Consider the following 22586-nt stretch of genomic DNA (forward strand, 5'->3'; position numbering starts at 1 on the left):
CAGCCCTCACGCAAAGGTGAGGGCTGCACATTATCCCAGGTCGGCCATCAGCACCTTTGAGCGGCGCTGATAGTTGTACATCTCTTTTTTGCTTTCCGGCAGCGAATCAATGTCCACCGGCGTAAACCCGCGTTCCTGGAACCAGTGAATGCTGCGCGTGGTGAGCACGAACAGCTTGCTAAGCCCAATCTGACGCGCCTGGGCGGCCACGCGCTCAAGCAGCATCTCACCGCGCGACGAGCTGCGATAGTCCGGATGAACGGCAACGCAGGCCATTTCACCGATCTTCTCTTCAGGGAACGGATACAGAGCGGCGCAGGCAATGGTCAGGTTGTCGCGCTCAATGATGGTGAATTTGTCGATCTCCATTTCCAGCTGCTCGCGGGAGCGGCGAACCAGAATGCCCTGCTGCTCCAGCGGACGAATAAGCTCCAGAATGCCGCCAATATCGTTGATGGTAGCGCGACGGATCTGCTCGGCGCTCTCCATCACGATCTGCGTGCCGATACCGTCGCGGGAGAATAATTCCTGCAACAGCGCGCCGTCTTCCTGGTAACTGATCAGGTGGCTACGGCGCACGCCGCTGCGGCAGGCTTTTACCGCCCCACGCAGAAAACGCACCGTACCGGAGTAGTAATCGCCTTCGGCTTCGAGCGCTTCAACTCGCGCCTGGGCCTCGTTCGGGAAGAGTTCCGGCACGATCACTCCTTCATCGTTGACCACGCCCTGAGAGGAGCAAAAGCCAATCATCTTTTCCGCCTTAAGCTTGATTGCCAGCTGGGTGGCGATCTCTTCGGAGGTGAGGTTAAAGCTTTCGCCCGTTACGGAAACCGCCACCGGCCCCATCAGCACAATGGCGCCGCTGTCCAGCTGGCGGTGGATCGCCTCTTCATCGATACGACGAATACGCCCGCTGTGGCAATAGTCCACGCCGTCGTCCACGCCGAGGGGCTGGGCGATAATGAAGTTGCCGCTGACCACGTTAATGTGCGCCCCCTGAAGCGGGGTGTTGTTGAGGCTCATTGACAGGCGCGCGGTAATATCCAGCTGCAACAGCCCGGCGGCCTGCTTGACCAGTTCGAGCGTTTTGGCATCGGTTACGCGGGTATTTTTGTGATAAATCGGTTCATGGTGATGCGCTTCCAGATTGGCATCGATTTGCGGACGAGCGCCGTAGACCACGACCAGGCGAATGCCCAGGCTGTGCAGCAGGCCTATGTCGTTGACAATACTGGAAAAGTTTTCATGCTCGATGGCCTCACCGCCCAGCATGATGACAAAGGTTTTTCCCCGATGGGCGTTGATATAGGGAACAGAATGGCGGAATCCCTGGACCAGTTCGGTTCTACGTTCCTTCACCATGACACAACCTTAATGAATGTTTATTCGTAATTTCTGTATTTTTATTCGATTAACGCCGCGCGTGCAAGCCTAAATTTTCTGCGAAGCACAGAAAAAGATAAGTTATCTGTGCGTTAAGCCGCGAATGTTTACCCTTTTATAGATGACAGTTTATGCGTCATTCGTTAAAGTTTTCGGTCATTTGGCCTTTTTGAATATCAATTTGATTTCTTGCTCGGGAGAAGCATGTCGGGATCCAAATCAGCAATAAGCCGCCGCCGCCTGTTACAGGGTGCCGGGGCAATGTGGTTGCTTAGCGTCAGTCAGGTTGCATTCGCTGCCGTCAGCCAGGTGGTCGCGGTGCGTGTCTGGCCGTCGTCGACCTATACGCGCGTGACGGTAGAATCCAATCGGGTGCTGAAATATAAGCAATTTGCCCTGAGTAACCCGGAACGCGTCGTGGTCGATCTCGAAGGTGTTAACCTGAACTCCGTCCTGAAGGGAATGAGCGCACAGATCCGTGGCGACGATCCCTTTATCAAATCCGCCCGCGTCGGGCAGTTTGATCCGCAGACCGTGCGAATGGTGTTTGAGCTTAAGCAGAACGTTAAGCCGCAGCTGTTCGCCCTTGCGCCCGTCGCGACGTTTAAAGAGCGTCTGGTGATGGATCTCTATCCGTCAAACGCCACGGATATTCAGGATCCGCTGCTGGCGCTGCTTGAGGATTACAACAAAGGGGATCTTCAGCGCCAGGTTCCGCCAGCGCAAAGCGGCCCGAAGCCGGGCAAAGCCGGGCGCGATCGCCCAATCGTGATCATGCTCGATCCCGGGCACGGCGGGGAGGACTCCGGTGCGGTCGGGAAGTACCACACGCGCGAAAAAGACGTGGTGCTGCAAATCGCGCGTCGCCTGAAGGCCCTTATCGACAGAGAAGGCAATATGCGCGCCTACATGACGCGTAACGAAGATATCTTCATTCCGCTGAAGGTGCGCGTCGCGAAGGCGCAAAAACAGCGCGCAGACCTGTTTGTGTCTATCCACGCCGATGCCTTCACCAGCCGTCAGCCGAGCGGGTCATCGGTGTTTGCACTATCAACGAAAGGGGCGACCAGTACCGCCGCGCGTTTGCTTGCAGATTCCCAGAACGCCTCTGACCTGATTGGCGGCGTGAGTAAAAGCGGCGATCGCTACGTCGATCACACCATGTTCGATATGGTGCAGTCCCTGACCATCACCGACAGCCTGAAATTTGGTAAAGCGGTTCTGGGCAAGCTTGGCAACATCAACAAGCTGCACAAGAACAGCGTCGAGCAGGCGGGTTTTGCGGTGCTGAAAGCGCCAGATATCCCGTCTATCCTGGTGGAAACGGCGTTTATCAGTAACGTGGAAGAGGAGCGTAAGCTCAAGACGGCGAAATTCCAGCAGGAAGTGGCAGAGTCAATTCTGGCGGGAATAAAGGCCTATTTCTCGGACGGGGCAACGCTTGCCCGAAGAGGGTAGAGGCAGACGCCGGGGAAACCCGGCAAATTCACAAACGTCAGATACAAAAAAACACCCGTCAGGGTGTTTATTGTTTTAAGAAGTATTGGTTGCGGGGGCCGGATTTGAACCGACGACCTTCGGGTTATGAGCCCGACGAGCTACCAGGCTGCTCCACCCCGCGTCACCGTACTGCTTCTACTTTTTCAAATTTGATTGGTTGCGGAGGCCGGATTTGAACCGACGACCTTCGGGTTATGAGCCCGACGAGCTACCAGGCTGCTCCACCCCGCGTCACCGTACTGCTTCTACTTCTTCAAATTTTAATTGGTTGCGGGGGCCGGATTTGAACCGACGACCTTCGGGTTATGAGCCCGACGAGCTACCAGGCTGCTCCACCCCGCGTCCGTGGAAGCGCACTATACTCGGATAGGTTTGTGATGCAACCCCTTTTTTACACAAATCCTTATTTTGTCTGTAAATTGAACGGTATTGCCGCCTTTGGAGCGTTTTTTGCGCAAAATTTGCCAAAGGGCATGCGATCGCATTTCATTAGAACGGGCGGTTTGTTATCTTCATCACGCGGAAATGGGCAACTAAAAGACGAGATATAATGAAAGGACGTTGGGCGAAGTATCTAATGACGGGCGCAATGGTCGCTATTCTGGCGGCCTGCTCTTCCAAACCGACCGATCGCGGTCAACAGTATAAAGACGGGAAATTATCCCAGCCTTTCTCTTTAGTTAACCAGCCTGATGCCGTAGGTGCACCCATCAACGCCGGTGATTTCTCCGAGCAGGTCTACCAGATCCGCAACGCGTCGCCGCGCCTGTATGGCTCGCAGAACGACGTTTATAGCGCGGTGCAGAACTGGCTGCGCGCGGGCGGCGACACGCGCAATATGCGCCAGTTTGGGATCGACGCCTGGCAGATGGAAGGGGCGGATAACTACGGTAACGTCCAGTTCACCGGCTATTACACCCCGGTTATCCAGGCGCGACATACCCGCCAGGGTGAGTTCCAGTATCCTATTTACCGGATGCCGCCAAAACGCGGTCGTCTGCCGTCCCGCGCCGAGATTTACTCCGGTGCGCTGAGCGAAAACTACGTCCTTGCCTACAGCAACTCGCTGATGGATAACTTCATCATGGACGTGCAGGGCAGTGGCTATATTGATTACGGTGACGGTTCGCCGCTTAACTTCTTCAGCTATTCCGGCAAAAACGGCCATGCTTACCGCAGCATCGGCAAAGTGCTGATTGACCGCGGCGAAGTGAAAAAAGAAGACATGTCGATGCAGGCGATCCGCGAGTGGGGCGAAAAGCACAGCGAAGCCGAAGTGCGCGAGCTGCTGGAGCAGAACCCGTCGTTCGTCTTCTTTAAACCGCAAAACTTTGCGCCGGTGAAAGGGGCGAGCGCCGTTCCGCTGATTGGTCGCGCTTCCGTGGCGTCTGACCGCTCCATTATTCCGGCCGGGACAACGCTGCTGGCAGAAGTGCCGCTGCTGGATAACAACGGTAAGTTCAGCGGCCAGTACGAGCTGCGCCTGATGGTGGCGCTGGACGTAGGTGGCGCCATCAAAGGCCAACACTTCGATATTTATCAGGGCATTGGCCCGGATGCCGGGCACCGCGCGGGCTGGTATAACCACTACGGACGCGTCTGGGTGCTGAAAACCGCAGCCAACAGCGGGAACGTATTCAGCGGCTGATTATGGTATTCTGAGTGCAATAACGGATTAATTTTCAGGGTGAGGGATAACCTCACCCTTTTTACATCTGAGGTTTTATGTCTGTGGTAATCAGCGATGCGTGGCGTCAGCGCTTTGGCGGCACGGCACGTTTATATGGTGAAAAAGCGCTGCAACTGTTTGCGGAGGCGCACGTGTGCGTGGTGGGGATCGGCGGCGTCGGCTCATGGGCGGCAGAGGCGCTGGCCCGTACCGGCATTGGCGCAATCACGTTGATTGATATGGATGATGTCTGCGTGACGAACACTAACAGGCAAATCCACGCCCTGCGCGACAGCGTCGGGCTGGCGAAATCCGAGGTCATGGCCGAGCGTATTCGCCAGATAAACCCCGAATGCCGGGTGACGGTCATTGATGACTTTGTGACGGCCGATAACGTCGCCGAGTACATGAGCAAAGGCTACAGCTACGTGATTGACGCCATCGACAGCGTACGTCCAAAAGCGGCGCTGATCGCGTACTGCCGTCGTTATAAGGTGCCTCTGGTAACGACCGGCGGCGCGGGCGGGCAGATCGACCCGACACAGATCCAGGTCGCCGATCTGGCGAAAACCATTCAGGATCCGCTGGCGGCGAAGCTGCGCGAGCGCTTAAAGAGCGACTTCAACGTGGTGAAAAACAGCAAAGGCAAGCTCGGCGTAGACTGCGTGTTTTCAACCGAAGCGCTGGTCTATCCGCAGGCGGACGGCTCTGTGTGTGCGATGAAAAGTACGGCGGAAGGGCCAAAGCGCATGGACTGCGCCTCGGGATTCGGCGCGGCCACGATGGTGACCGCCTCCTTCGGCTTTGTGGCGGTGTCTCACGCCCTGAAAAAGATGATGGCGAAAGCGGAACGTCAGGCCTGAGCCTGACGCGCGGCGTCCAGTACCGCGTCGCTCAGCGCGCTTAATCCCTGGCTGCGTGAGGCGCTAAGCTGCCCGCGCAGGCCCAGCTCATCGAACAGCGCCAGAGGGGAGTGTGCCAGCAGCTCGTCGGCGCGCTTTCCCTCAATCGCGGTCAGCAGTACCGCCAGCAGGCCGCGAACAATCCGCCCCTCGCTGTCGCCAAAGAAATGCATCTTCTCGCCGGACAGGCTAAATCCCAGCCAGACGCGATTCTCACATCCGGGGATCTCTTTCGCCTGCGCCTTCAGTTCGTCAGACAGGGCCGGAAGCTGCTTGCCCAGCATAATCAGCTGGCGATACTTATCTTCCCACTGCGTCAGGGGGCCGAAGGTCTGTCTGAGACTCTCTTCGGTGATAACGGTGCCGAACGGGTGTCCGGCGAGTGTTGGGCTTGTCATTAATCCACCAGCAGTTCAAGGGCGCGGTCAACGGCGGCAATCAGCGCGTCGACATCGCTTTTGGTGTTGTACGGCGCGAACGAGGCGCGCAGCGTTCCGCTAACGCCGAGTGCGGCGAGGAGCGGCTGTGCGCAGTGCTGCCCGGCTCGCAGGGCGATACCGTATTCAGCAAGCAACGTCACCATGTCGCTGTGATGAACCCCGTCAAAATCAAACGCTAACAGGCTGGAATCCTGTACGCGGAACGACCGGAAACCCGGGCGCTTTTTGAGTTCTTCTTCGGCGAGCGTTGCCAGCCCGCGGCTCCAGGTTTCGGCCTGCGCGATGTCCGTTTCAGCAAGCCACTCCAGCGCCGCGCTGAGACCTATCACGCCAGCGACGTTCGGCGTGCCCGCCTCCAGGCGATAGGGGACATCCTGCGTTTTAAAGCCGTCGAAGGTCACTTCGGTAATCATCTTGCCGCCGCCCAGCCACGGGGTCATTTCAGCCAGCAGTTCAGCCTTGCCATACAGCGCGCCGATGCCGGTCGGTCCGTAGAGTTTGTGTCCTGAGAAGGCGTAAAAGTCGATATCCAGTTTTTGTACGTCGGCCGGAAAATGCACCACGCCCTGCGCGCCGTCGACCATAACCACCATATTGTTCGCATGAGCGATGTCGATGGCGCGGACGAGATCCGGGCAGCCGCCGGTCACGTTGGACATCTGGCCTAGCGCCAGAATCTTGCTGCGGGGGGTAATTAGCTCAGGTAAACGCGACACGTCGGGCAGGCAATCGCTACCCAGCGGCAGCTTGACCACGCGCGAGCCGGTCTGCTCAGCGACCATCAGCCAGGGAACCAGATTCGCGTGATGCTCGGCCTCGCTGACGACGATCTCATCACCCGCTTGCAGGCGCGGTCTGGCGTAGCACTGGGCCACCATGTTGATGGCCTCCGTCGTGCCGCGCGTCCAGACGATGTTTTTACCGCTTTCGGCATTCAGCAGACGCGCGACCTGCTCGCGTGCGGCTTCGTAGCGCGCCGTCAAGCGCTGCGCTTCGGCAAACTGGCTGCGGTGAACATTACCGGCGCTCAGGCTGTAGAACTGCTGCGTGGCGTCGATAACCGCCTGCGGCTTCAGGGCCGTAGCGGCGCTGTCGAGGTAAATACCGGCGTCGGCAAGAGCCGGAAACTGCGCGCGAAACTGCGCGGGACTGAATGCGTTCATGGAGTTCCTCATATCGATAAGGCGATCGTCGCGCAATTTCTCCGCCAGGGCAAGGAGGTTCATATCTATCGGATTCGTCTGCATATACTGGCGACCTCGGAAAAGCAGGTTATGCTAAATAGTGTTAGGCGGATGTTTTAGCCTGTTATAAATCGAGGTTTGAATAGCATTAATTGCTAAAGGAGAATAATCATGAATAAGACAGCTGCAATCATTTCTGCCTGTGCGTTTACTTTTGCCCTGAGCGCCTGTTCTGGCAATAACTACGTTATGCACACTAACGATGGTCGTTCCATTGTCTCTGAAGGGAAACCGTCAACAGACAATGATACCGGGATGATTTCGTATAAGGACGCGAACGGCAACAAACAGCAGATCAATCGCTCTGATGTAAAAGAGATGAAAGAGATCGAGCACTAACAGAAAATAAGCAAAAAAAAGCACCGCAAATTGGCGGTGCTACATTAATCACTATGGACAGACAGGGTAAATGTACAGGAAGTGAAAAATTGGTAGCGTTGCTACCGTGGTCTGAATCGCAGACCAATTGCAAACACAACAACACAACATCACAACCGTAAGCCAAAAGCCCTTCAGAACACGCATTCCAAAAAACTTTTCGTTCCGGCTCAGGAAGTGCCGCCACTATAGGTATTTGCTGGTAGTTCCTCAACGGACAATTTATAATGGCTCAGATAAAAAAAACTAATAGGTTAACTGTTGTTTCCTGTTTGTTAAATGCCGTTAACATCTAAGCCAGAAAGCCATGTCCAAGCGATTACCACCTCTGAATGCATTACGTGTTTTTGACGCCGCTGCCCGCCACCTCAGCTTCACTCGCGCGGCTGATGAGCTTTTTGTGACACAGGCCGCAGTAAGTCATCAAATCAAGTCTCTGGAGGATTTTCTGGGGCTTAAGCTGTTCCGTCGACGCAACCGATCCTTGCTCCTGACGGAAGAAGGCCAAAGCTATTTTCAGGATATTAAAGAGATTTTTTCCCAGCTTACCGAAGCCACCCGCAAGCTACAGGCCCGGAGCGCAAAAGGCGCACTGACTGTCAGTTTATTACCCAGTTTTGCCATTCAATGGCTGGTGCCGAGACTCTCAAGCTTTAACTCAGCTTATCCGGGAATTGACGTCAGGATCCAGGCGGTCGACCGTCAGGAAGACAAGCTGGCGGACGATGTCGACGTGGCGATTTTTTATGGTCGCGGCAACTGGCCGGGTTTACGTGTCGAAAAATTATACGCAGAATATCTCCTTCCGGTCTGTTCCCCGCTGTTGCTGACGGGCGAAAAGGCGTTAAAAACGCCGGCGGACTTGGCGCAGCATACCCTTTTACACGATGCCTCCCGCCGTGACTGGCAAACTTATACGCGCCAGCTCGGTCTTAATCATATAAACGTGCAGCAAGGCCCCATCTTTAGCCACAGTGCGATGGTGTTACAGGCTGCCATCCACGGGCAGGGTGTCGCGTTGGCCAACAACGTGATGTCCCAGTCCGAAATTGAGGCAGGCCGTCTGGTCTGCCCTTTTAATGATGTTCTGGTCAGCAAGAATGCGTTTTATCTGGTTTGCCATGACAGCCAGGCAGAACTGGGTAAAATAGCCGCCTTCCGACAGTGGATCCTGGCGAAAGCGGCAAGCGAGCAAGAAAAATTCCGCTTCAGGTATGAGCAATAACTTTTTGTGTGCTGAGCACGCATCACTTTAGGACAGAAACATGACCAGCCGATTCATGCTGATTTTTGCCGCGGTGAGTGGCTTTATTTTTGTCGCACTGGGCGCATTCGGTGCCCACGTGTTAAGCAAGTCTTTAGGCGTTGTAGAGATGGGCTGGATCCAGACCGGCCTTGAATATCAGGCGTTTCACACGCTGGCGATTTTCGGCCTGGCGGTGGCGATGCAGCGCCGGATCAGTATCTGGTTTTACTGGAGCAGCGTCTTTCTGGCGCTGGGCACGGTGCTCTTTAGCGGCAGCCTGTATTGCCTGGCGCTTTCGCATCTGCGCCTGTGGGCGTTTGTTACACCGGTCGGCGGCGTGAGCTTCCTGGCCGGTTGGGTATTAATGTTTATCGGAGCCATCCGTCTGAAACGCAAGGGCGTTGTTCATGAATAAGGTTGTTTTATATTGTCGCCCGGGGTTTGAGAAAGAGTGCGCCGCGGAAATCACAGACAAAGCGGCGCGCCGTGAGGTGTATGGCTTTGCGCGTGTGAAAGAGAACGCGGGCTATGTGGTGTTTGAATGCTATCAGCCTGACGATGCCGACAAGCTGGCGCGCGAGCTGCCGTTCAGCTCGCTGATTTTTGCCCGCCAGATGTTCGTCGCGGGCGAGCTGCTTAAAGATCTCCCGCCGGAAGACCGCATCACGCCAGTGGTTGGCATGTTGCAGGGCGTGGTAGAGAAGGGCGGCGATCTGCGCGTTGAAGTGGCGGACACCAACGAAAGCAAAGAGCTGATGAAGTTCTGCCGCAAGTTCACCGTTCCGCTGCGCGCGGCGCTGCGTGACGCCGGCGTGCTGACCAACTACGAAACGCCGAAGCGTCCGGTGGTGCATATCTTCTTTATTGCGCCGGGCTGCTGTTATACGGGCTACTCCTACACCACCAATAATTCACCGTTCTTTATGGGCATTCCGCGCCTGCGATTCCCGTCCGATGCGCCAAGCCGCTCAACGCTGAAGCTGGAAGAGGCGTTTCACGTCTTTATCCCGGCTGACGAGTGGGATGAGCGTCTGGCAAACGGTATGTACGCGGTCGATCTCGGCGCGTGTCCGGGTGGCTGGACCTATCAGCTGGTGAAACGCAACATGTGGGTGTCATCCGTTGATAACGGCCCAATGGCGCAAAGCCTGATGGACACCGGGCAGGTGACCTGGCTGCGTGAAGACGGTTTCCGCTATCGCCCGACGCGCAACAACATCTCCTGGATGGTGTGCGACATGGTAGAGAAACCGGCGAAAGTCGCCGCGCTGATGGCCTCCTGGCTGGTGAACGGCTGGTGCCGCGAAACGATTTTTAACCTCAAGCTGCCGATGAAAAAGCGCTATGAGGAAGTGTCGCAGAACCTGGCCTATATCCAGCAGCAGATGGACGAGCACGGCATTAACGTGGTCATTCAGGCTCGCCAGCTCTATCACGATCGTGAAGAGGTGACGGTACATATCCGTCGCTGGTGGGCGGCCGTAGGCGGGCGTCGCGACGAGCGATAGTTCCCCCCTCACCCTAACCCTCTCCCCACAGGGGAGAGGGAATTTTAACGATCTAACCTTAACTGCTGTAAATTCCCGTCTAATACCAAATCCGTCTGTAGCGTCGCCACGTCCCGGCAGATAAACGCCATCTCTTTGTGCGCCTCTAGCTTCTTACGCCACTTTTCCGGCACCTCGTCCAGCCGGGCGTAAATCCCTTCCAGATTGTGAAAATCCGTTAGCAGTTGTGCGGCGCTTTTTGGCCCGATACCGGCAACGCCGGGCACTTTTGAACTGCTGATGCCTGCCAGCCCCCAGTAGTCGGGAAGCTGTTCGGGAGAAACGCCAAACTCGGCGGCGATAAACGGCGCGTCCAGCCAGCGTTTCTGGAAATAGTCGCGAATACGGATCGTCGGCGAAAGCAGCTGGCAGTAGCCTTTATCCGTGGACACGATCGTGGCCTGATGCCCGGCGCTCGCGACTTTGACGGCAAGCGTCGCTGCCAGATCGTCGGCTTCGCTGCCGTGCGCGCCCCAGCAGGGGACGCCGCGCTGTTCAAAGGCGGCGCGAAGCGCGGGCATTTCGGCGTGCAGGTCGTCCGGCATCGGCGCGCGTCCGGCTTTGTAGTCCGGCAGGCGCTGGTGTCGCCAGCCCGTGTTGCGTGCTTCATCGTCGAAGACGGCCACCGCGTGCGTAGGCTCGCTGTGGCGGATAAGCTGCTCCAGCGCATGAAGACAGGTGTCCTTACAGGGCGTGCCCTGCACCGCATGAATACGGCGGATCAGGTTAAGCGCGTCGACGATAAGCAAATGAACGGCCACAGATAATCTCCCTTAAATCTAATGGGTAAAGGGTAACACTGTCGGCAGGGGGAAACGAATAGTGCGGGGAAAAACAGGAAGAAGCCTCGCAAAACGAGGCTTCTTTAAGGCTTAATCGCAGGTCACGATCTTCATCGCCAGGCCACCGCGAGAGGTTTCGCGATATTTGGCGTTCATGTCTTTGCCCGTTTCGTACATGGTTTCGATAACCTTGTCGAGACAGACGCGCGGCTCGCTGGTGCGGCGCAGCGCCATACGCGCCGCGTTGACCGCTTTCACCGAGGCAATCGCGTTACGTTCGATACACGGCACCTGCACCTGTCCGGCGACCGGATCGCAGGTCAGCCCCAGGTTATGCTCCATGCCGATTTCCGCTGCGATGCACACCTGCATCGGGCTGGCGCCCAGCAGCTCCGCCAGACCCGCCGCCGCCATCGAGCAGGCGACGCCGACTTCACCCTGACAGCCCACTTCCGCACCGGAAATAGAGGCGTTCATCTTATAGAGCGAACCAATTGCGCTGGCGACCAGCATGTAGCGCGCCAGAGAGTTAGCGTTCACTTCGCGGATAAACTTGTCGTAGTACGCCAGCACGGCCGGAACGATACCGCACGCGCCGTTGGTTGGCGCCGTCACTACGCGGCCACCCGCGGCGTTCTCTTCGTTTACCGCCAGCGCAAACATGTTGATCCAGTCCACGACCGCCATCGGATCGGTGGTGGTTTTATCAGTGCTCACCAGCATCCGGCGCAGCGCCGCCGCACGACGCGGCACGCGCAGTTTGCCCGGCAGTACGCCTTCGGTAGTGATCCCGCGCTCGATACCGCCGCGCATCACCTCCCATACGTTAGCAAAGTGCTGCTCAAGCTCTTCTTTACTGTGCAGCGCCAGCTCGTTTTTCATCATCAGGCCGGAGAGAGAAAGGCCGGTTTCCTGACAGTGACGCTGCAAATCCGCCGCGTTTTTGTACGGATAAGGCACCTCAACGGCGGAGATGCTGGTCTGCCCAAAGTGGTCTTCGTCGACGATAAAGCCGCCGCCGATGGAGTAATAGGTCTGGCTGTACACCGCTTTGTCGCCTGCCAGCGCGGTAATGCGCATGCCGTTTTCGTGCAGCGACAGGTTGTCCGCATGGAAGTTCATGCAGTGGTCAACCGGGAATTCAACTTCGTGCTCGCCGTTTGCCAGCAGCAAACGACCGTGGGTGTTCACGTCCTGGATAAATCCAGGGATCGCGTCAATATCAACGGTGTCCGGCAGGTTTCCCGCCAGGCCCATGATAATGGCGATATCGGTGTGGTGGCCTTTACCGGTCAGGGAAAGGGAACCGTAGACATCGACAACCACGCGGGTGATGTCGTGCAAAATGCCGCGTGCAATCAAGTCATCCGTGAATTGTTTACCGGCTTTCATCGGCCCGACGGTGTGAGAGCTGGAAGGACCAATACCGATTTTAAAGATATCGAATACGCTAATCATGATGCGTCCATTGCTATCAGTCAGAGGGGAGGAGTGCGCCGCCCGAAGACGGCGCAGGAGGTATTAGCTGAACAGCGAGTAGAAAATAGCGGAGATGGCAATCAGACCCATAATCACAACGAACACGTTGCTGATATGGCCGCTGTATTTACGCATCGCAGGCACTTTCTGAATCGCGTACATCGGCATCAGGAATAGAATCATCGCGATAACCGGGCCGCCCAGGGTTTCAATCATGCCCAGGATGCTTGGGTTCAGGGTCGCTACCGCCCAGGTGGTGAGCAGCATGAACAGCGCAGTGATTTTGTTCAGCTTGTTGATTTCAATGCTCTTGCCTTTACCGCGCAGAGACTTAATCACCATGCCGTTGAAGCCTTCACGCGCGCCCAGATAGTGGCCCAGGAAGGATTTGGTGATAGCTATAATCGCGATGATTGGTGCCATCCACGCAATCAGCGGCGCGTTAAAGTGGTTTGCCAGGTAAGACAGAATGGAGATGTTCTGTGCTTTCGCTTCCGCCAGATCCGCAGGGGAGAGGCTCAGTACGCAGCTGAACACGAAGAACATAACGGTCAGCACCATCATCACATGGGCGCGCGCCAGGATGCTGGAGCACTTCTTCTCTGCACCGTTGCCGTACTCTTCACGCTTCGCTACCGCGAAGGAGGAGATGATTGGCGAGTGGTTGAAGGAGAACACCATCACCGGAATCGCCAGCCACAGGGTCAGCAGCAGGCCGTTACCGCTCGCGGTTGCGCTGCTCAGGGACAGGGTTTCCAGCGCTGCGCCGATCCACTGTGGGATCAGATAGAAGGCCAGCACCATCAGTGCGGCAACAAACGGGAACACCAGCACGCTCATCGCTTTTACGATCATCTGCTCGCCGAAGCGCACGATGGTCATCATGCCGACAATCAGGATCAGGGACAGAATGGCACGCGGTGGCGGCGTCATGTGCAGCTGGTGCGTCATGAAGCTTTCAACGGTGTTGGTGATCGCCACGCTGTAGACCAGCAGGATTGGGTAAATCGCGAAGAAGTAGAGCAGGGTGATCAGTTTACCTGCGCCCACGCCAAAGTGCTCTTCAACCACTTCGGTGATGTCTTCGCCTGGGTTCTTACCAGACAGCACGAAGCGGGTCAGGCCGCGGTGTGCGAAGAAGGTCATCGGGAAGGCGATGATAGCCATGATGATCAGCGGGATCAGACCGCCAACGCCTGCGTTGATAGGAAGGAACAGTACACCAGCGCCGATTGCCGTGCCGTACAGGCCAAGCATCCACATGGTATCCGTTTTGCGCCAGCCGCTTCGGGAATCAATCGAAGCAACGGTGCTGGTTTGAGTGGTTTCCATCTATATCTCCTGGAGGAAGCAAAATGTCAGGTTTCTGGTCGAATCCGATGAAAAAATGCCTGACGGTAATATGAAATTCGTTCAGTGACGGTTTTTTAATAATTTTCACCCGTAACTGTTTGCGGGCGGAAAGATACATTTTCGTTATGGATGTATCAGTGATCGCGATCCCAAATGCAATAATCCACTTTTGATATGGGTATCTTTAGACCATTTATCTGTTAAAAAAACGTCAAATAGAATTTACGGGCGCGAAGGCTATCAGAAACCCTATGCAGCCTGAAAGGTCGGGCAGAGAGATAGGCGTCTTTTGCTGTAAAGACGTTGGGTTTTAGAGTTTTCTGGCAGGGAATTTGGATTAAGGCTGATAATTGGCGGTCTGAAAATGGAGGTAATCGTTTGCGTTTGGGATGGATTTGCTAAAAGCATTCACGAAGCATATGAATATCCCGATAAAAAAAGCCGGACAGCGGCGATGCGCTACCCGGCCTGAGCGTGAAGGGTCAATGCGTTACGTGCAGATTTCGTAGCAGGGAATGTAGGCTGAGCCAGGCAGCTTCATGCGGTGCTGGGCGACAAAGCCCTGAAGCATGTCGTCCATACGGCGCATCATCTCGCGGTCGCCGTGGATTTTGTACGGGCCAAACTCCTCAATCGCGCGAATGCCCACCTCTTTGACGTTACCCGCAACGATCCCCGAGAAGGCGCGGCGCAGGTCGGCCGCCAGAACTTCAACCGGCTGATCCGGATAGAGTTTCAGGTTAGCCATATTTTCGTGCGACGGCTCGAACGGGATTTGCAGATCCGGCGCGATACGAATGGACCAGTTGAAGCTGTAGGCGTCCCCGGTATCACGACGGTTCTCTTTCACCAGCGGCATCGCTTTCTTCATCTGACGGGCTACCTCGGCGGCGTCGTCAATGATGATGCGGTAGTGACGGCGCGCGGATTCACCCAGCGTGTGGACGATAAATTCATCCAGCACGCGGAAGTAATCCGCACTCTCTTTCGGCCCGGTCAGGATCAGCGGCAATACCTGATTTTTGTTCGCCGGGTTCATCAGAATCCCGAGCAGATAGAGCAGCTCTTCGGCAGTACCCACGCCGCCTGGGAAGATGATGATCCCGTGCGCGATACGGACAAACGCCTCAAGACGTTTTTCGATATCCGGCATGATAATCAGCTCGTTAACCAGAGGGTTAGGCGGCTCGGCGGCAATGATTGACGGCTCGGTCATGCCGATAAAACGTCCCTCTTTATAACGCTGCTGCGCATGGCCAACGGCGGCCCCTTTCATTGGCGCTTCCATCGCACCCGGCCCGCAGCCGGTGCAGATGTTCAGCTCGCGCAGGCCAAGCTGTGTCCCCACCCGGCGGGCGTAGAGGTATTCGGTTTCGTTAATAGAGTGACCGCCCCAGCAGACAACCATATTGGGCGCCTCGCCAACGTGCAGGGCGCGGGCGTTACGCAGAATAGAGAAGACCAGATTGGTGATATGCACGGAGCTTTCCAGATCGAGATGCTGGAAGCGGCCCGCGTTGTGAATTTGCCCGTTAACAAACAGGATATCGCGCAGCACGGCGAACAGGTTGGCCTGCAAAGAGCGAATAATTCGCCCGTCAACAAAGGCATCTTCAGGCGGGTTGATCACCTCAAGTTTCACGCCGCGCTCGCGGCGCAGCACGTTGATATCGAAGCTTTCGAAGCGTGACAACAGCTCTTTACTGTTATCGGTCAGGCTTCCGGAGTTCAGAACGGCGAGTGAACAGTTACGAAACAGTTGATAAAGGTCGCTACTGGCCGTGCGCTTAAGCATGTCCACTTCCAGCTGCGACAACATATCCATTGAGCCCAGTGGGCTAATATGTGTAATCAAGTGAGCTCCTTACGGGACGATTATCGTCTTTCCCTGTTGATTACAATAGCCCTGGCTTATGACGTTTCACAACCTAAAGCGCGGAATACACCGCGCATATTTCAAATATATTTAGATTACTGACGCACCAGCCGGCCCGTTGCGGGCACAAAATCGGTATTGGTGCGCCACGGGTTGATATCCAGGCCGCCGCGACGCGTGTAGCGGGCGTAAACGCTGAGCTTCTCTGGCTGGCAGAAGCGCTGAATATCGTTAAAGATGCGCTCCACGCACTGCTCGTGGAATTCATTGTGATGGCGAAAAGACACCAGATAGCGCAGCAGCTTTTCCCGGTCGATCTTCGGCCCGCGATACTGGATCTGAACCGAGCCCCAATCCGGCTGATGGGTGATCAGGCAGTTGGATTTCAGCAGATGGCTGACCAGCGTCTCTTCGACGATCTTACCCTCGGTCGCATCGTTCAGATAATCGGTGCTGAATTCGTAACTCTCAATGTCGATATCCTGCTCGTCGATGCAGGTGCCGTTGAAATGCGCCACCGGCTGGCCTTCAAGCTCGTGCAGGCGATACAGCGAAACCGTGACGTTCCCCTGCGCGCAGGCGCGTAAATCCCGCTCCAGCGTCTGCTGAACCTCGTCCCAGCTGTTGAACTGAGTCTGGTTAAAGCTGTTGAGGTAGAGCTTAAAGGATTTGGATTCGACCAGATTCTCGCTGGCGTAATCCAGCTCCACATGGCCTACCGCAACCTGCGGCAGACCGCGAGCGTTGAGCCAGGAGAGTTCATACAGCGTCCAGATATCGCCGCCTACAAACGGCAGCGCATCGGCGTGAAGCCCCAGCGGATCGCGGTTCAGACTGCGCGGCACGCCCTGCAACAGGCCTGCATCGTAGGTGTCGCGGTAATCGGTCGATTTCCCCAGCGTTAAGCCCGTTAACGCCTGATGATTTTCGTAAGACATGTTTCATTGCCACTTTACAGGTACACTTAGGGGCTGAGTTTATCCTGTCTTACGAGAAGAGAGAAATCGGTGGATATCGAAACTGCAAATGCCCTGGCCGCATTCACAACCCGCTACTGCGACGCATGGCAAGAGGCAAAAGGAACCTGGCCGCAAAGCGCTGACTTATATGGCGTTCCTTCGCCGTGCGTCATTACGACTCTCGATGACAGCGTTATCTGGCAGCCGAAATCGTTCCCGGTCGGGCAGAGTGTAAATGCGGTTGAACGCGCAATGGACATTGTGGTACAACCTGCGCTTCACGCGTTTTATACCACGCAGTATGCAGGTGATATGACTGCCCGCTTCGACGGATTAACGCTGACGCTGCTGCAAACCTGGAGCGAAGATGACCTCCAGCGCGTACAGGAAAACCTGATTGGTCACCTGGTCACGCAGAAACGCCTTAAACTTTCTCCGACGCTTTTTATCGCCACCCTCGACAGCGAGCTGGACGTGATTTCGGTTTGTAACCTGTCCGGTGAAGTTGTTAAAGAGACAATCGGTACCCGCAATCGCGACGTTCTCGCCCCTTCACTTGCGGATTTCCTCAATCGACTTGAGCCTGTTCTGTAATCCAACGTGCTACTGCGCGTGTGAGAGATCTCTTACAAGGTTTGTGAGAGATCGCCGCCGCAATAAGTTTTATCTCATGGCGACAGTAAATTTAAATTTATATTTCTCAGTCAGTTAGTCGAGTTTCCGCCAAATTATCGCTGCTTACTTACTCTTACAACGCTTACAGGATGGGTTGTAAGACGATGCGGAATAGCGGATTCTATGTCCGTCGACAGGATGCCGACACGAGAAACGAACATCAGGATGATGACGTTTCTTAACAAAGGACACGCCAGGACGGCGCTTCAGGAAGGCTTCAGGATGAAGCAAAAGGATAACGCAGGACGCGTAAGGGACACCTCCAGGAAGGAGAAAGAGAGCCGGTCAGGATGGTCGGTGGGTCAGGATGGCCAGGACGTTTCAGGATGAAACAATCACGTCAGGATGATGTGAGCAGGACGCAGAGGTTTACGGATGACCAGGCCCTCGGGCTTCAGGAAAAGTTGTCACGGATGAGCAGGGAGCACAAATTGTAGCTGGATTGCTGCGGAACGAACCGGGAGCACTGTTAATACAGTGCTCCCTTTTTTTTTGCTATGCTTCGCGCCATTGTGTTTTTCGCCAGAGGTTTTCATGACGCGTCACGACAGCGTACGTGCCCAGCTGCACGCCATTGAAGCAGTTTTACGTCAACATCAGCACTGGCAGGAGGTCTCTCCTCAGCCGGAAGCGTTCGCCAGTACTCAACCTTTTTGCCTGGATACCCTTGAGCCGTTCGAGTGGCTGCAATGGGTGCTTATCCCGCGTATGCACGCCCTGATCGACGGCGCGCATCCTCTGCCTGAATCGTTCGCCGTTGCGCCTTATTATGAAATGGCGCTCGATGCCGCACACCCCACGCGCGCCGTTATCCTGGTCGAGCTGGAGCGTCTGGACGCGCTGTTTGCCGGTGACAATGAATGACGCTTGAAATCCTCTATCAGGATGAATGGCTGGTGGCAGTCAATAAACCGTCGGGCTGGCTGGTGCATCGCAGCTGGCTGGATCGCGATGAAAAAGTGGTGGTGATGCAGACCGTGCGCGACCAGATTGGTCAGCACGTCTTTACCGCGCACCGGCTGGACAGGCCGACCTCCGGCGTGTTGCTGATGGGGCTGTCCAGCGAAGCAGGTCGCCTGCTGTCGCAGCAGTTCGAGCAGCATCAGATGCAGAAACGCTACCACGCCATCGTGCGCGGCTGGCTGACCGAAGCGGCAACGCTTGATTATCCGCTGGTGGAAGAGCTGGACAAAATCGCCGATAAATTCGCCCGCGACGATAAAGGCCCGCAGCCCGCGGTCACCGACTATCGCGGGATGGCGACTACCGAAATGCCGGTGGCCACCAGCAAGTTTCCCACCACCCGCTACAGCCTGGTTGAGCTTTTGCCCAAAACCGGGCGCAAGCACCAGCTTCGCCGCCATCTGGCCCATCTTCGCCACCCGATTATTGGCGACAGCAAGCACGGTGATTTACGCCAGAACCGCAGCGCGGCAGACCATTTTGGCTGCAATCGTCTGATGCTGCACGCCAGCGAACTGAGCCTAACGCACCCCTTCACCGGCGAGCCGCTGTCGATTCGCGCGGGGCTGGACGAGGTGTGGATGCAGGCGCTGTCACAGTTTGGCTGGAGAGGACAACTCCCCGAAAATGAAAGGGTTGAGTTTGTGCCGGGCAACGTTCAGGATGAAAGCAATAGCGGACAGTAAGGGAGCAAAGCATGGCTGAAGTCGGCATTTTCGTTGGCACGATGTACGGTAACTCGCTGCTGGTGGCAGAAGAGGCCGAAGCGATCCTCGCCAGTCAGGGACATAAGGCCACGGTCTATGAAGATCCGGAGCTGGCGGACTGGGAAAAGTACAAAGACAAGTACATCCTGGTGGTGACCTCGACCACCGGGCAGGGGGATCTGCCGGACAGCATTATGCCGCTGTTCCAGGGCATTAAAGATCGGCTTGGCTATCAGCCTGACGTTCACTACGGCATTATCGCGCTGGGTGATAGCTCTTATGCCAGTTTCTGCGGCGGCGGCAAGCAGTTCGATGCCCTGTTGCAGGAGCAAAGCGCACAGCGCGTGGGCGAGATGCTGCTGATTGACGCCGGTGAGCACCCGGAGCCAGAAAGCGAATCAAATCCGTGGGTTGAACACTGGGCGACGCTGCTCAAATAGCACCACGTTGTCCACATCCCAGGCCGGGTAAGGCGTAGCCGACGCCCGGCAACAAACCCCGCATGAAATCCTCAATTCCGTGAAGTACCTTCCAGAGGTTTGGGCTTTTGCCCCAAACAACTTCTCACTGCCTTCAGAATGTTGTGTTGATGCACGGTGAGAGAGTCATCCCCCCTTACATATACTTTTCCCGTCAGTTACCAAAAGGCAGTGCGTCACTATAAAACGGCATGTAGCCGTACCAAAACTGCCAATCACCAACCTCTCATTCTGATTACCCTACGGTGCTGTACAGAATGAACTGGCGAAAGCCAGGATTCAGGAGTGCAACTATGAGTACATTAAGCCAGGCTGCAAGTAGCGCTGAGAAGCGCACAAATGCTCGCTACTGGATAGTGGTGATGCTGTTTATCGTCACGTCCTTTAACTACGGAGACCGCGCCACGCTGTCGATTGCCGGTTCGGAAATGGCAAAAGATATTGGGCTTGATCCGGTCGGTATGGGTTACGTTTTCTCTGCGTTTTCATGGGCCTATGTGATCGGCCAAATTCCCGGCGGCTGGCTGCTCGACCGCTTCGGCTCCAAACGCGTCTATTTCTGGTCCATCTTTATCTGGTCGATGTTCACCCTGTTACAGGGCTTCGTCGATATCTTCAGCGGCTTCGGCATTATCATTGCGCTCTTCACCCTGCGCTTCCTGGTGGGGTTAGCGGAAGCGCCTTCCTTCCCGGGCAACAGCCGCATTGTGGCAGCCTGGTTCCCGGCGCAGGAGAGGGGTACGGCGGTCGCGATTTTCAACTCGGCACAGTATTTCGCAACGGTGATCTTCGCCCCAATCATGGGCTGGCTGACGCATGAGGTGGGCTGGTCGCATGTCTTCTTCTTCATGGGCGGGCTCGGCATCATCATCAGCTTTATCTGGCTCAAAGTGATCCACGAGCCGAACCAGCATCCGGGCGTGAACAAAAAAGAGCTGGAGTACATTGCCGAGGGCGGGGCGCTGATCAATATGGATCAGAAGAACGACAAGGTAAAAGTGCCGTTCAGCCAGAAGTGGGCGCAGATCAAACAGCTCGTCGGCTCGCGCATGATGGTGGGCATTTACCTCGGCCAGTACTGCATCAACGCCTTAACCTACTTCTTTATCACCTGGTTCCCGGTCTATCTGGTGCAGGCGCGCGGAATGTCCATCCTGAAAGCGGGCTTTGTCGCATCGATTCCGGCGATCTGCGGCTTTGTGGGCGGCGTCCTGGGCGGCGTAATTTCTGACTGGCTGATGCGCCGCACCGGGTCGCTGAACATCGCCCGTAAAACGCCAATCGTGCTGGGCATGCTGCTCTCCATGACCATGGTCTTCTGTAACTACGTTAACGCGGAGTGGATGATTATCGGCTTTATGGCGATGGCGTTCTTCGGTAAAGGCATCGGCGCGCTGGGCTGGGCGGTGATGGCGGATACCGCGCCAAAAGAGATCAGCGGCCTGAGCGGCGGTCTGTTCAACATGTTCGGCAACATTTCCGGCATTGTTACCCCGATTGCTATCGGGTATATCGTCGGCACCACCGGCTCCTTTAACGGCGCGCTGATTTACGTGGGCGTCCATGCGCTGGTAGCCGTGCTGAGCTATCTGGTGCTGGTGGGCGATATCAAACGCGTCGAGCTCAAACCTGTTGGGGGGCGTGGATAATGACAACGCAATCAAGCCCGATTGTCACCGAGATGAAGGTCATTCCGGTGGCCGGACAGGACAGTATGCTGCTGAACATTGGCGGCGCGCATAACGCCTGGTTTACCCGCAATATCGTGGTGCTGACCGACAGCGCCGGGAATACCGGCGTGGGCGAAGCGCCGGGCGGAGAGGTCATTTACCAGACGCTGGTTGATGCCGTCCCGCAGGTGGTGGGGCAGGAGGTTGCCCGTCTGAACAAGGTGGTGCAGCGGGTTCACAAGGGCAACCAGTCGGCAGATTTCGATACCTTCGGCAAAGGGGCGTGGACGTTTGAGCTGCGCGTCAACGCGGTCGCTGCGCTGGAGGCGGCGCTGCTGGATCTCTTAGGTAAGGCGCTGAACGTTCCGGTCTGCGAGCTGCTGGGGCCGGGCAAACAGCGCGATGCGGTGACGGTGCTGGGGTATCTGTTCTACGTGGGCGATCGCACCAAAACCGATCTGCCGTATCTGGAACGTTCACCCGGAAGCCACGAGTGGTATCACCTGCGTCATCAGGAGGCGCTCACCATCGACGCGGTGGTGCGGCTGGCCGAGGCGGCGCAGGATCGCTACGGCTTTAAGGATTTCAAACTCAAAGGCGGCGTGCTGCCGGGCGAGCAGGAGATCGAGAGCGCCCGGGCGCTGAAAAAACGCTTCCCGGAGGCGCGGATCACCGTCGATCCTAACGGCGCGTGGCTGCTCGACGAAGCGATCGCCCTGTGTAAAGGGCTGGGCGACGTGCTGACCTACGCGGAAGATCCGTGCGGCGCAGAGCAGGGCTTCTCGGGGCGCGAAGTGATGGCGGAGTTTCGCCGGGCAACCGGGCTGCCGGTCGCCACCAATATGATTGCCACCAACTGGCGCGAAATGGGCCACGCGGTCATGCTTAACTCGGTCGATATTCCGCTGGCGGACCCGCATTTCTGGACGCTCTCCGGCGCGGTGCGCGTGGCGCAGCTTTGCGACGACTGGGGCCTGACCTGGGGCTGCCACTCTAATAACCATTTCGATATTTCGCTGGCGATGTTTACCCACGTTGGCGCGGCGGCACCGGGTAATCCGACCGCGATTGATACCCACTGGATCTGGCAGGAAGGTGAAGCCCGCCTGACCAAAAATCCGCTGGAGATCAACAATGGCAAGATTGCCGTACCGGATGCACCAGGGCTGGGCGTGGAGATTGACTGGGATCAGATCCACAAGGCGCATGAGGCGTATAAAAAGCTGCCGGGCGGCGCGCGTAATGACGCAGGCCCGATGCAGTACCTGATCCCTGGCTGGACATTCGATCGTAAATGCCCTGTTTTTGGACGTCACTCTTAAAAGGATGAAACG

The 22586-nt window shown here is 56.3% G+C and carries 21 protein-coding genes and 3 tRNA genes; 13 read left to right on the plus strand and 11 right to left on the minus strand.

Going from position 1 to position 22586, the window contains the following annotated elements; translation table 11 throughout:
* Positions 1–30 precede the first annotated feature (30 nt).
* Positions 31–1362: an amino-acid N-acetyltransferase gene (gene argA / locus ACSVHP_RS08125; protein WP_447551590.1), complete on the minus strand. Its 1332-nt coding sequence runs from the start codon at positions 1360–1362 to the stop codon at positions 31–33.
* 225 nt (positions 1363–1587) lie between these two features.
* Here argA and amiC point away from each other — a divergent pair, with 225 nt between their 5' ends.
* Positions 1588–2841, plus strand: a complete 1254-nt coding sequence (gene amiC, locus ACSVHP_RS08130; protein WP_234671014.1) for an N-acetylmuramoyl-L-alanine amidase AmiC — start codon at positions 1588–1590, stop codon at positions 2839–2841.
* Between the two features lie 86 nt (positions 2842–2927).
* Here the strand turns inward: amiC and ACSVHP_RS08135 are convergent.
* From ACSVHP_RS08135 to ACSVHP_RS08145, 3 genes are all read right to left on the minus strand, one after another.
* Positions 2928–3004: transfer RNA gene (locus tag ACSVHP_RS08135), tRNA-Met, on the minus strand.
* Between the two features lie 33 nt (positions 3005–3037).
* Positions 3038–3114, minus strand: a tRNA-Met gene (locus tag ACSVHP_RS08140).
* 34 nt (positions 3115–3148) lie between these two features.
* Positions 3149–3225: transfer RNA gene (locus ACSVHP_RS08145), tRNA-Met, on the minus strand.
* 208 nt (positions 3226–3433) lie between these two features.
* On the opposite strand from ACSVHP_RS08145, the gene mltA reads away from it, so the two are divergent.
* Together mltA and tcdA are read left to right on the plus strand one after the other, a co-directional pair.
* Positions 3434–4531, plus strand: coding sequence for a murein transglycosylase A (gene mltA / locus ACSVHP_RS08150; protein ID WP_234671024.1), 1098 nt, complete (start codon positions 3434–3436; stop codon positions 4529–4531).
* A gap of 77 nt (positions 4532–4608) precedes the next feature.
* A complete protein-coding gene (tcdA, locus tag ACSVHP_RS08155) occupies positions 4609–5415 on the plus strand; it encodes a tRNA cyclic N6-threonylcarbamoyladenosine(37) synthase TcdA (protein ID WP_234671026.1) in 807 nt (268 codons plus the stop codon).
* Here tcdA and csdE read toward each other — a convergent pair.
* Entirely contained in the window at positions 5406–5852 is a 447-nt protein-coding gene (gene csdE / locus ACSVHP_RS08160; RefSeq protein WP_417313731.1) for a cysteine desulfurase sulfur acceptor subunit CsdE, read from the minus strand. The genes tcdA and csdE overlap by 10 nt on opposite strands.
* Positions 5852–7057 (minus strand): cysteine desulfurase CsdA, encoded by a 1206-nt coding sequence (csdA, locus tag ACSVHP_RS08165; RefSeq protein ID WP_447551592.1) that lies wholly within the window; start codon positions 7055–7057, stop codon positions 5852–5854. The genes csdE and csdA overlap by 1 nt, the downstream gene beginning before the upstream one ends.
* Positions 7058–7249: 192 nt before the next feature.
* On the opposite strand from csdA, the gene ACSVHP_RS08170 reads away from it, so the two are divergent.
* The 4 genes from ACSVHP_RS08170 to rlmM all read left to right on the plus strand — a co-directional run bounded on the left by ACSVHP_RS08170 (position 7250) and on the right by rlmM (position 10270).
* Positions 7250–7477 carry a YgdI/YgdR family lipoprotein gene (locus ACSVHP_RS08170; protein ID WP_234671042.1) on the plus strand — a complete coding sequence of 76 codons (228 nt, stop codon included), beginning with the start codon at positions 7250–7252 and terminating at the stop codon, positions 7475–7477.
* 346 nt (positions 7478–7823) lie between these two features.
* Positions 7824–8741: a glycine cleavage system transcriptional regulator GcvA gene (gcvA, locus tag ACSVHP_RS08175; RefSeq protein WP_234671044.1), complete on the plus strand. Its 918-nt coding sequence runs from the start codon at positions 7824–7826 to the stop codon at positions 8739–8741.
* A 40-nt stretch (positions 8742–8781) separates the two neighbouring features.
* On the plus strand, positions 8782–9177 hold the full coding sequence (locus tag ACSVHP_RS08180) for a DUF423 domain-containing protein (RefSeq protein WP_003862756.1): 396 nt from the start codon (positions 8782–8784) through the stop codon (positions 9175–9177).
* A complete protein-coding gene (gene rlmM, locus ACSVHP_RS08185; RefSeq protein ID WP_234671046.1) occupies positions 9170–10270 on the plus strand; it encodes a 23S rRNA (cytidine(2498)-2'-O)-methyltransferase RlmM in 1101 nt (366 codons plus the stop codon). The genes ACSVHP_RS08180 and rlmM overlap by 8 nt, the downstream gene beginning before the upstream one ends.
* A 44-nt stretch (positions 10271–10314) precedes the next feature.
* Here the strand turns inward: rlmM and xni are convergent, their stop codons facing one another.
* The 5 genes from xni to queF all read right to left on the minus strand — a co-directional run bounded on the left by xni (position 10315) and on the right by queF (position 16737).
* Positions 10315–11070, minus strand: coding sequence for a flap endonuclease Xni (gene xni, locus ACSVHP_RS08190; RefSeq protein ID WP_234671048.1), 756 nt, complete (start codon positions 11068–11070; stop codon positions 10315–10317).
* 111 nt (positions 11071–11181) lie between these two features.
* Complete coding sequence (locus ACSVHP_RS08195; RefSeq protein WP_447551594.1) at positions 11182–12549, minus strand: L-serine ammonia-lyase; 1368 nt, start codon at positions 12547–12549, stop codon at positions 11182–11184.
* 63 nt (positions 12550–12612) lie between these two features.
* A complete protein-coding gene (locus ACSVHP_RS08200) occupies positions 12613–13902 on the minus strand; it encodes an HAAAP family serine/threonine permease (protein ID WP_447551595.1) in 1290 nt (429 codons plus the stop codon).
* Positions 13903–14413: 511 nt separating this feature from the next.
* Complete coding sequence (gene ppnN, locus ACSVHP_RS08205) at positions 14414–15778, minus strand: nucleotide 5'-monophosphate nucleosidase PpnN (RefSeq protein WP_447551596.1); 1365 nt, start codon at positions 15776–15778, stop codon at positions 14414–14416.
* 116 nt (positions 15779–15894) lie between these two features.
* Positions 15895–16737: an NADPH-dependent 7-cyano-7-deazaguanine reductase QueF gene (gene queF, locus ACSVHP_RS08210; protein ID WP_447551597.1), complete on the minus strand. Its 843-nt coding sequence runs from the start codon at positions 16735–16737 to the stop codon at positions 15895–15897.
* Positions 16738–16806: 69 nt separating this feature from the next.
* On the opposite strand from queF, the gene syd reads away from it, so the two are divergent.
* The 6 genes from syd to ACSVHP_RS08240 all read left to right on the plus strand — a co-directional run bounded on the left by syd (position 16807) and on the right by ACSVHP_RS08240 (position 22574).
* Positions 16807–17352 (plus strand): SecY-interacting protein, encoded by a 546-nt coding sequence (gene syd, locus ACSVHP_RS08215; protein WP_447551599.1) that lies wholly within the window; start codon positions 16807–16809, stop codon positions 17350–17352.
* A 615-nt stretch (positions 17353–17967) separates the two neighbouring features.
* The gene (locus tag ACSVHP_RS08220; protein ID WP_234671076.1) at positions 17968–18297 is read left to right on the plus strand and encodes a YqcC family protein; all 330 of its coding nucleotides are present in this window, start codon (positions 17968–17970) and stop codon (positions 18295–18297) included.
* A complete protein-coding gene (gene truC, locus ACSVHP_RS08225; protein WP_447551601.1) occupies positions 18294–19082 on the plus strand; it encodes a tRNA pseudouridine(65) synthase TruC in 789 nt (262 codons plus the stop codon). Before ACSVHP_RS08220 ends, truC begins: the two co-directional genes overlap by 4 nt.
* An 11-nt stretch (positions 19083–19093) precedes the next feature.
* Positions 19094–19543, plus strand: a complete 450-nt coding sequence (locus ACSVHP_RS08230; protein WP_417312899.1) for a flavodoxin — start codon at positions 19094–19096, stop codon at positions 19541–19543.
* A gap of 332 nt (positions 19544–19875) precedes the next feature.
* Positions 19876–21231: a galactarate/glucarate/glycerate transporter GudP gene (gene gudP / locus ACSVHP_RS08235; RefSeq protein ID WP_234671086.1), complete on the plus strand. Its 1356-nt coding sequence runs from the start codon at positions 19876–19878 to the stop codon at positions 21229–21231.
* Positions 21231–22574 carry an enolase C-terminal domain-like protein gene (locus tag ACSVHP_RS08240; protein WP_447551603.1) on the plus strand — a complete coding sequence of 448 codons (1344 nt, stop codon included), beginning with the start codon at positions 21231–21233 and terminating at the stop codon, positions 22572–22574. The genes gudP and ACSVHP_RS08240 overlap by 1 nt, the downstream gene beginning before the upstream one ends.
* The last annotated feature ends 12 nt before the right edge of the window (positions 22575–22586 follow it).

This window comes from Enterobacter sp. 186315, from assembly GCF_053290175.1.

What these genes read in the sequence shown, in the direction of transcription:
- ACSVHP_RS08240 (WP_447551603.1), top strand. Translation starts at nt 21,231, where the DNA reads ATGACAACGCAATCAAGCCCGATTGTCACCGAGATGAAGGTCATTCCG.
- rlmM (WP_234671046.1), top strand. Translation starts at nt 9,170, where the DNA reads ATGAATAAGGTTGTTTTATATTGTCGCCCGGGGTTTGAGAAAGAGTGC.
- gudP (WP_234671086.1), top strand. Translation starts at nt 19,876, where the DNA reads ATGAGTACATTAAGCCAGGCTGCAAGTAGCGCTGAGAAGCGCACAAAT.
- argA (WP_447551590.1), bottom strand. Translation starts at nt 1,362, where the DNA reads ATGGTGAAGGAACGTAGAACCGAACTGGTCCAGGGATTCCGCCATTCT.
- ACSVHP_RS08180 (WP_003862756.1), top strand. Translation starts at nt 8,782, where the DNA reads ATGACCAGCCGATTCATGCTGATTTTTGCCGCGGTGAGTGGCTTTATT.
- queF (WP_447551597.1), bottom strand. Translation starts at nt 16,737, where the DNA reads ATGTCTTACGAAAATCATCAGGCGTTAACGGGCTTAACGCTGGGGAAA.
- gcvA (WP_234671044.1), top strand. Translation starts at nt 7,824, where the DNA reads ATGTCCAAGCGATTACCACCTCTGAATGCATTACGTGTTTTTGACGCC.
- tcdA (WP_234671026.1), top strand. Translation starts at nt 4,609, where the DNA reads ATGTCTGTGGTAATCAGCGATGCGTGGCGTCAGCGCTTTGGCGGCACG.
- ACSVHP_RS08220 (WP_234671076.1), top strand. Translation starts at nt 17,968, where the DNA reads ATGACGCGTCACGACAGCGTACGTGCCCAGCTGCACGCCATTGAAGCA.
- mltA (WP_234671024.1), top strand. Translation starts at nt 3,434, where the DNA reads ATGAAAGGACGTTGGGCGAAGTATCTAATGACGGGCGCAATGGTCGCT.
- ACSVHP_RS08195 (WP_447551594.1), bottom strand. Translation starts at nt 12,549, where the DNA reads ATGATTAGCGTATTCGATATCTTTAAAATCGGTATTGGTCCTTCCAGC.
- ACSVHP_RS08170 (WP_234671042.1), top strand. Translation starts at nt 7,250, where the DNA reads ATGAATAAGACAGCTGCAATCATTTCTGCCTGTGCGTTTACTTTTGCC.
- truC (WP_447551601.1), top strand. Translation starts at nt 18,294, where the DNA reads ATGACGCTTGAAATCCTCTATCAGGATGAATGGCTGGTGGCAGTCAAT.
- csdA (WP_447551592.1), bottom strand. Translation starts at nt 7,057, where the DNA reads ATGAACGCATTCAGTCCCGCGCAGTTTCGCGCGCAGTTTCCGGCTCTT.
- amiC (WP_234671014.1), top strand. Translation starts at nt 1,588, where the DNA reads ATGTCGGGATCCAAATCAGCAATAAGCCGCCGCCGCCTGTTACAGGGT.
- ACSVHP_RS08200 (WP_447551595.1), bottom strand. Translation starts at nt 13,902, where the DNA reads ATGGAAACCACTCAAACCAGCACCGTTGCTTCGATTGATTCCCGAAGC.
- csdE (WP_417313731.1), bottom strand. Translation starts at nt 5,852, where the DNA reads ATGACAAGCCCAACACTCGCCGGACACCCGTTCGGCACCGTTATCACC.
- ACSVHP_RS08230 (WP_417312899.1), top strand. Translation starts at nt 19,094, where the DNA reads ATGGCTGAAGTCGGCATTTTCGTTGGCACGATGTACGGTAACTCGCTG.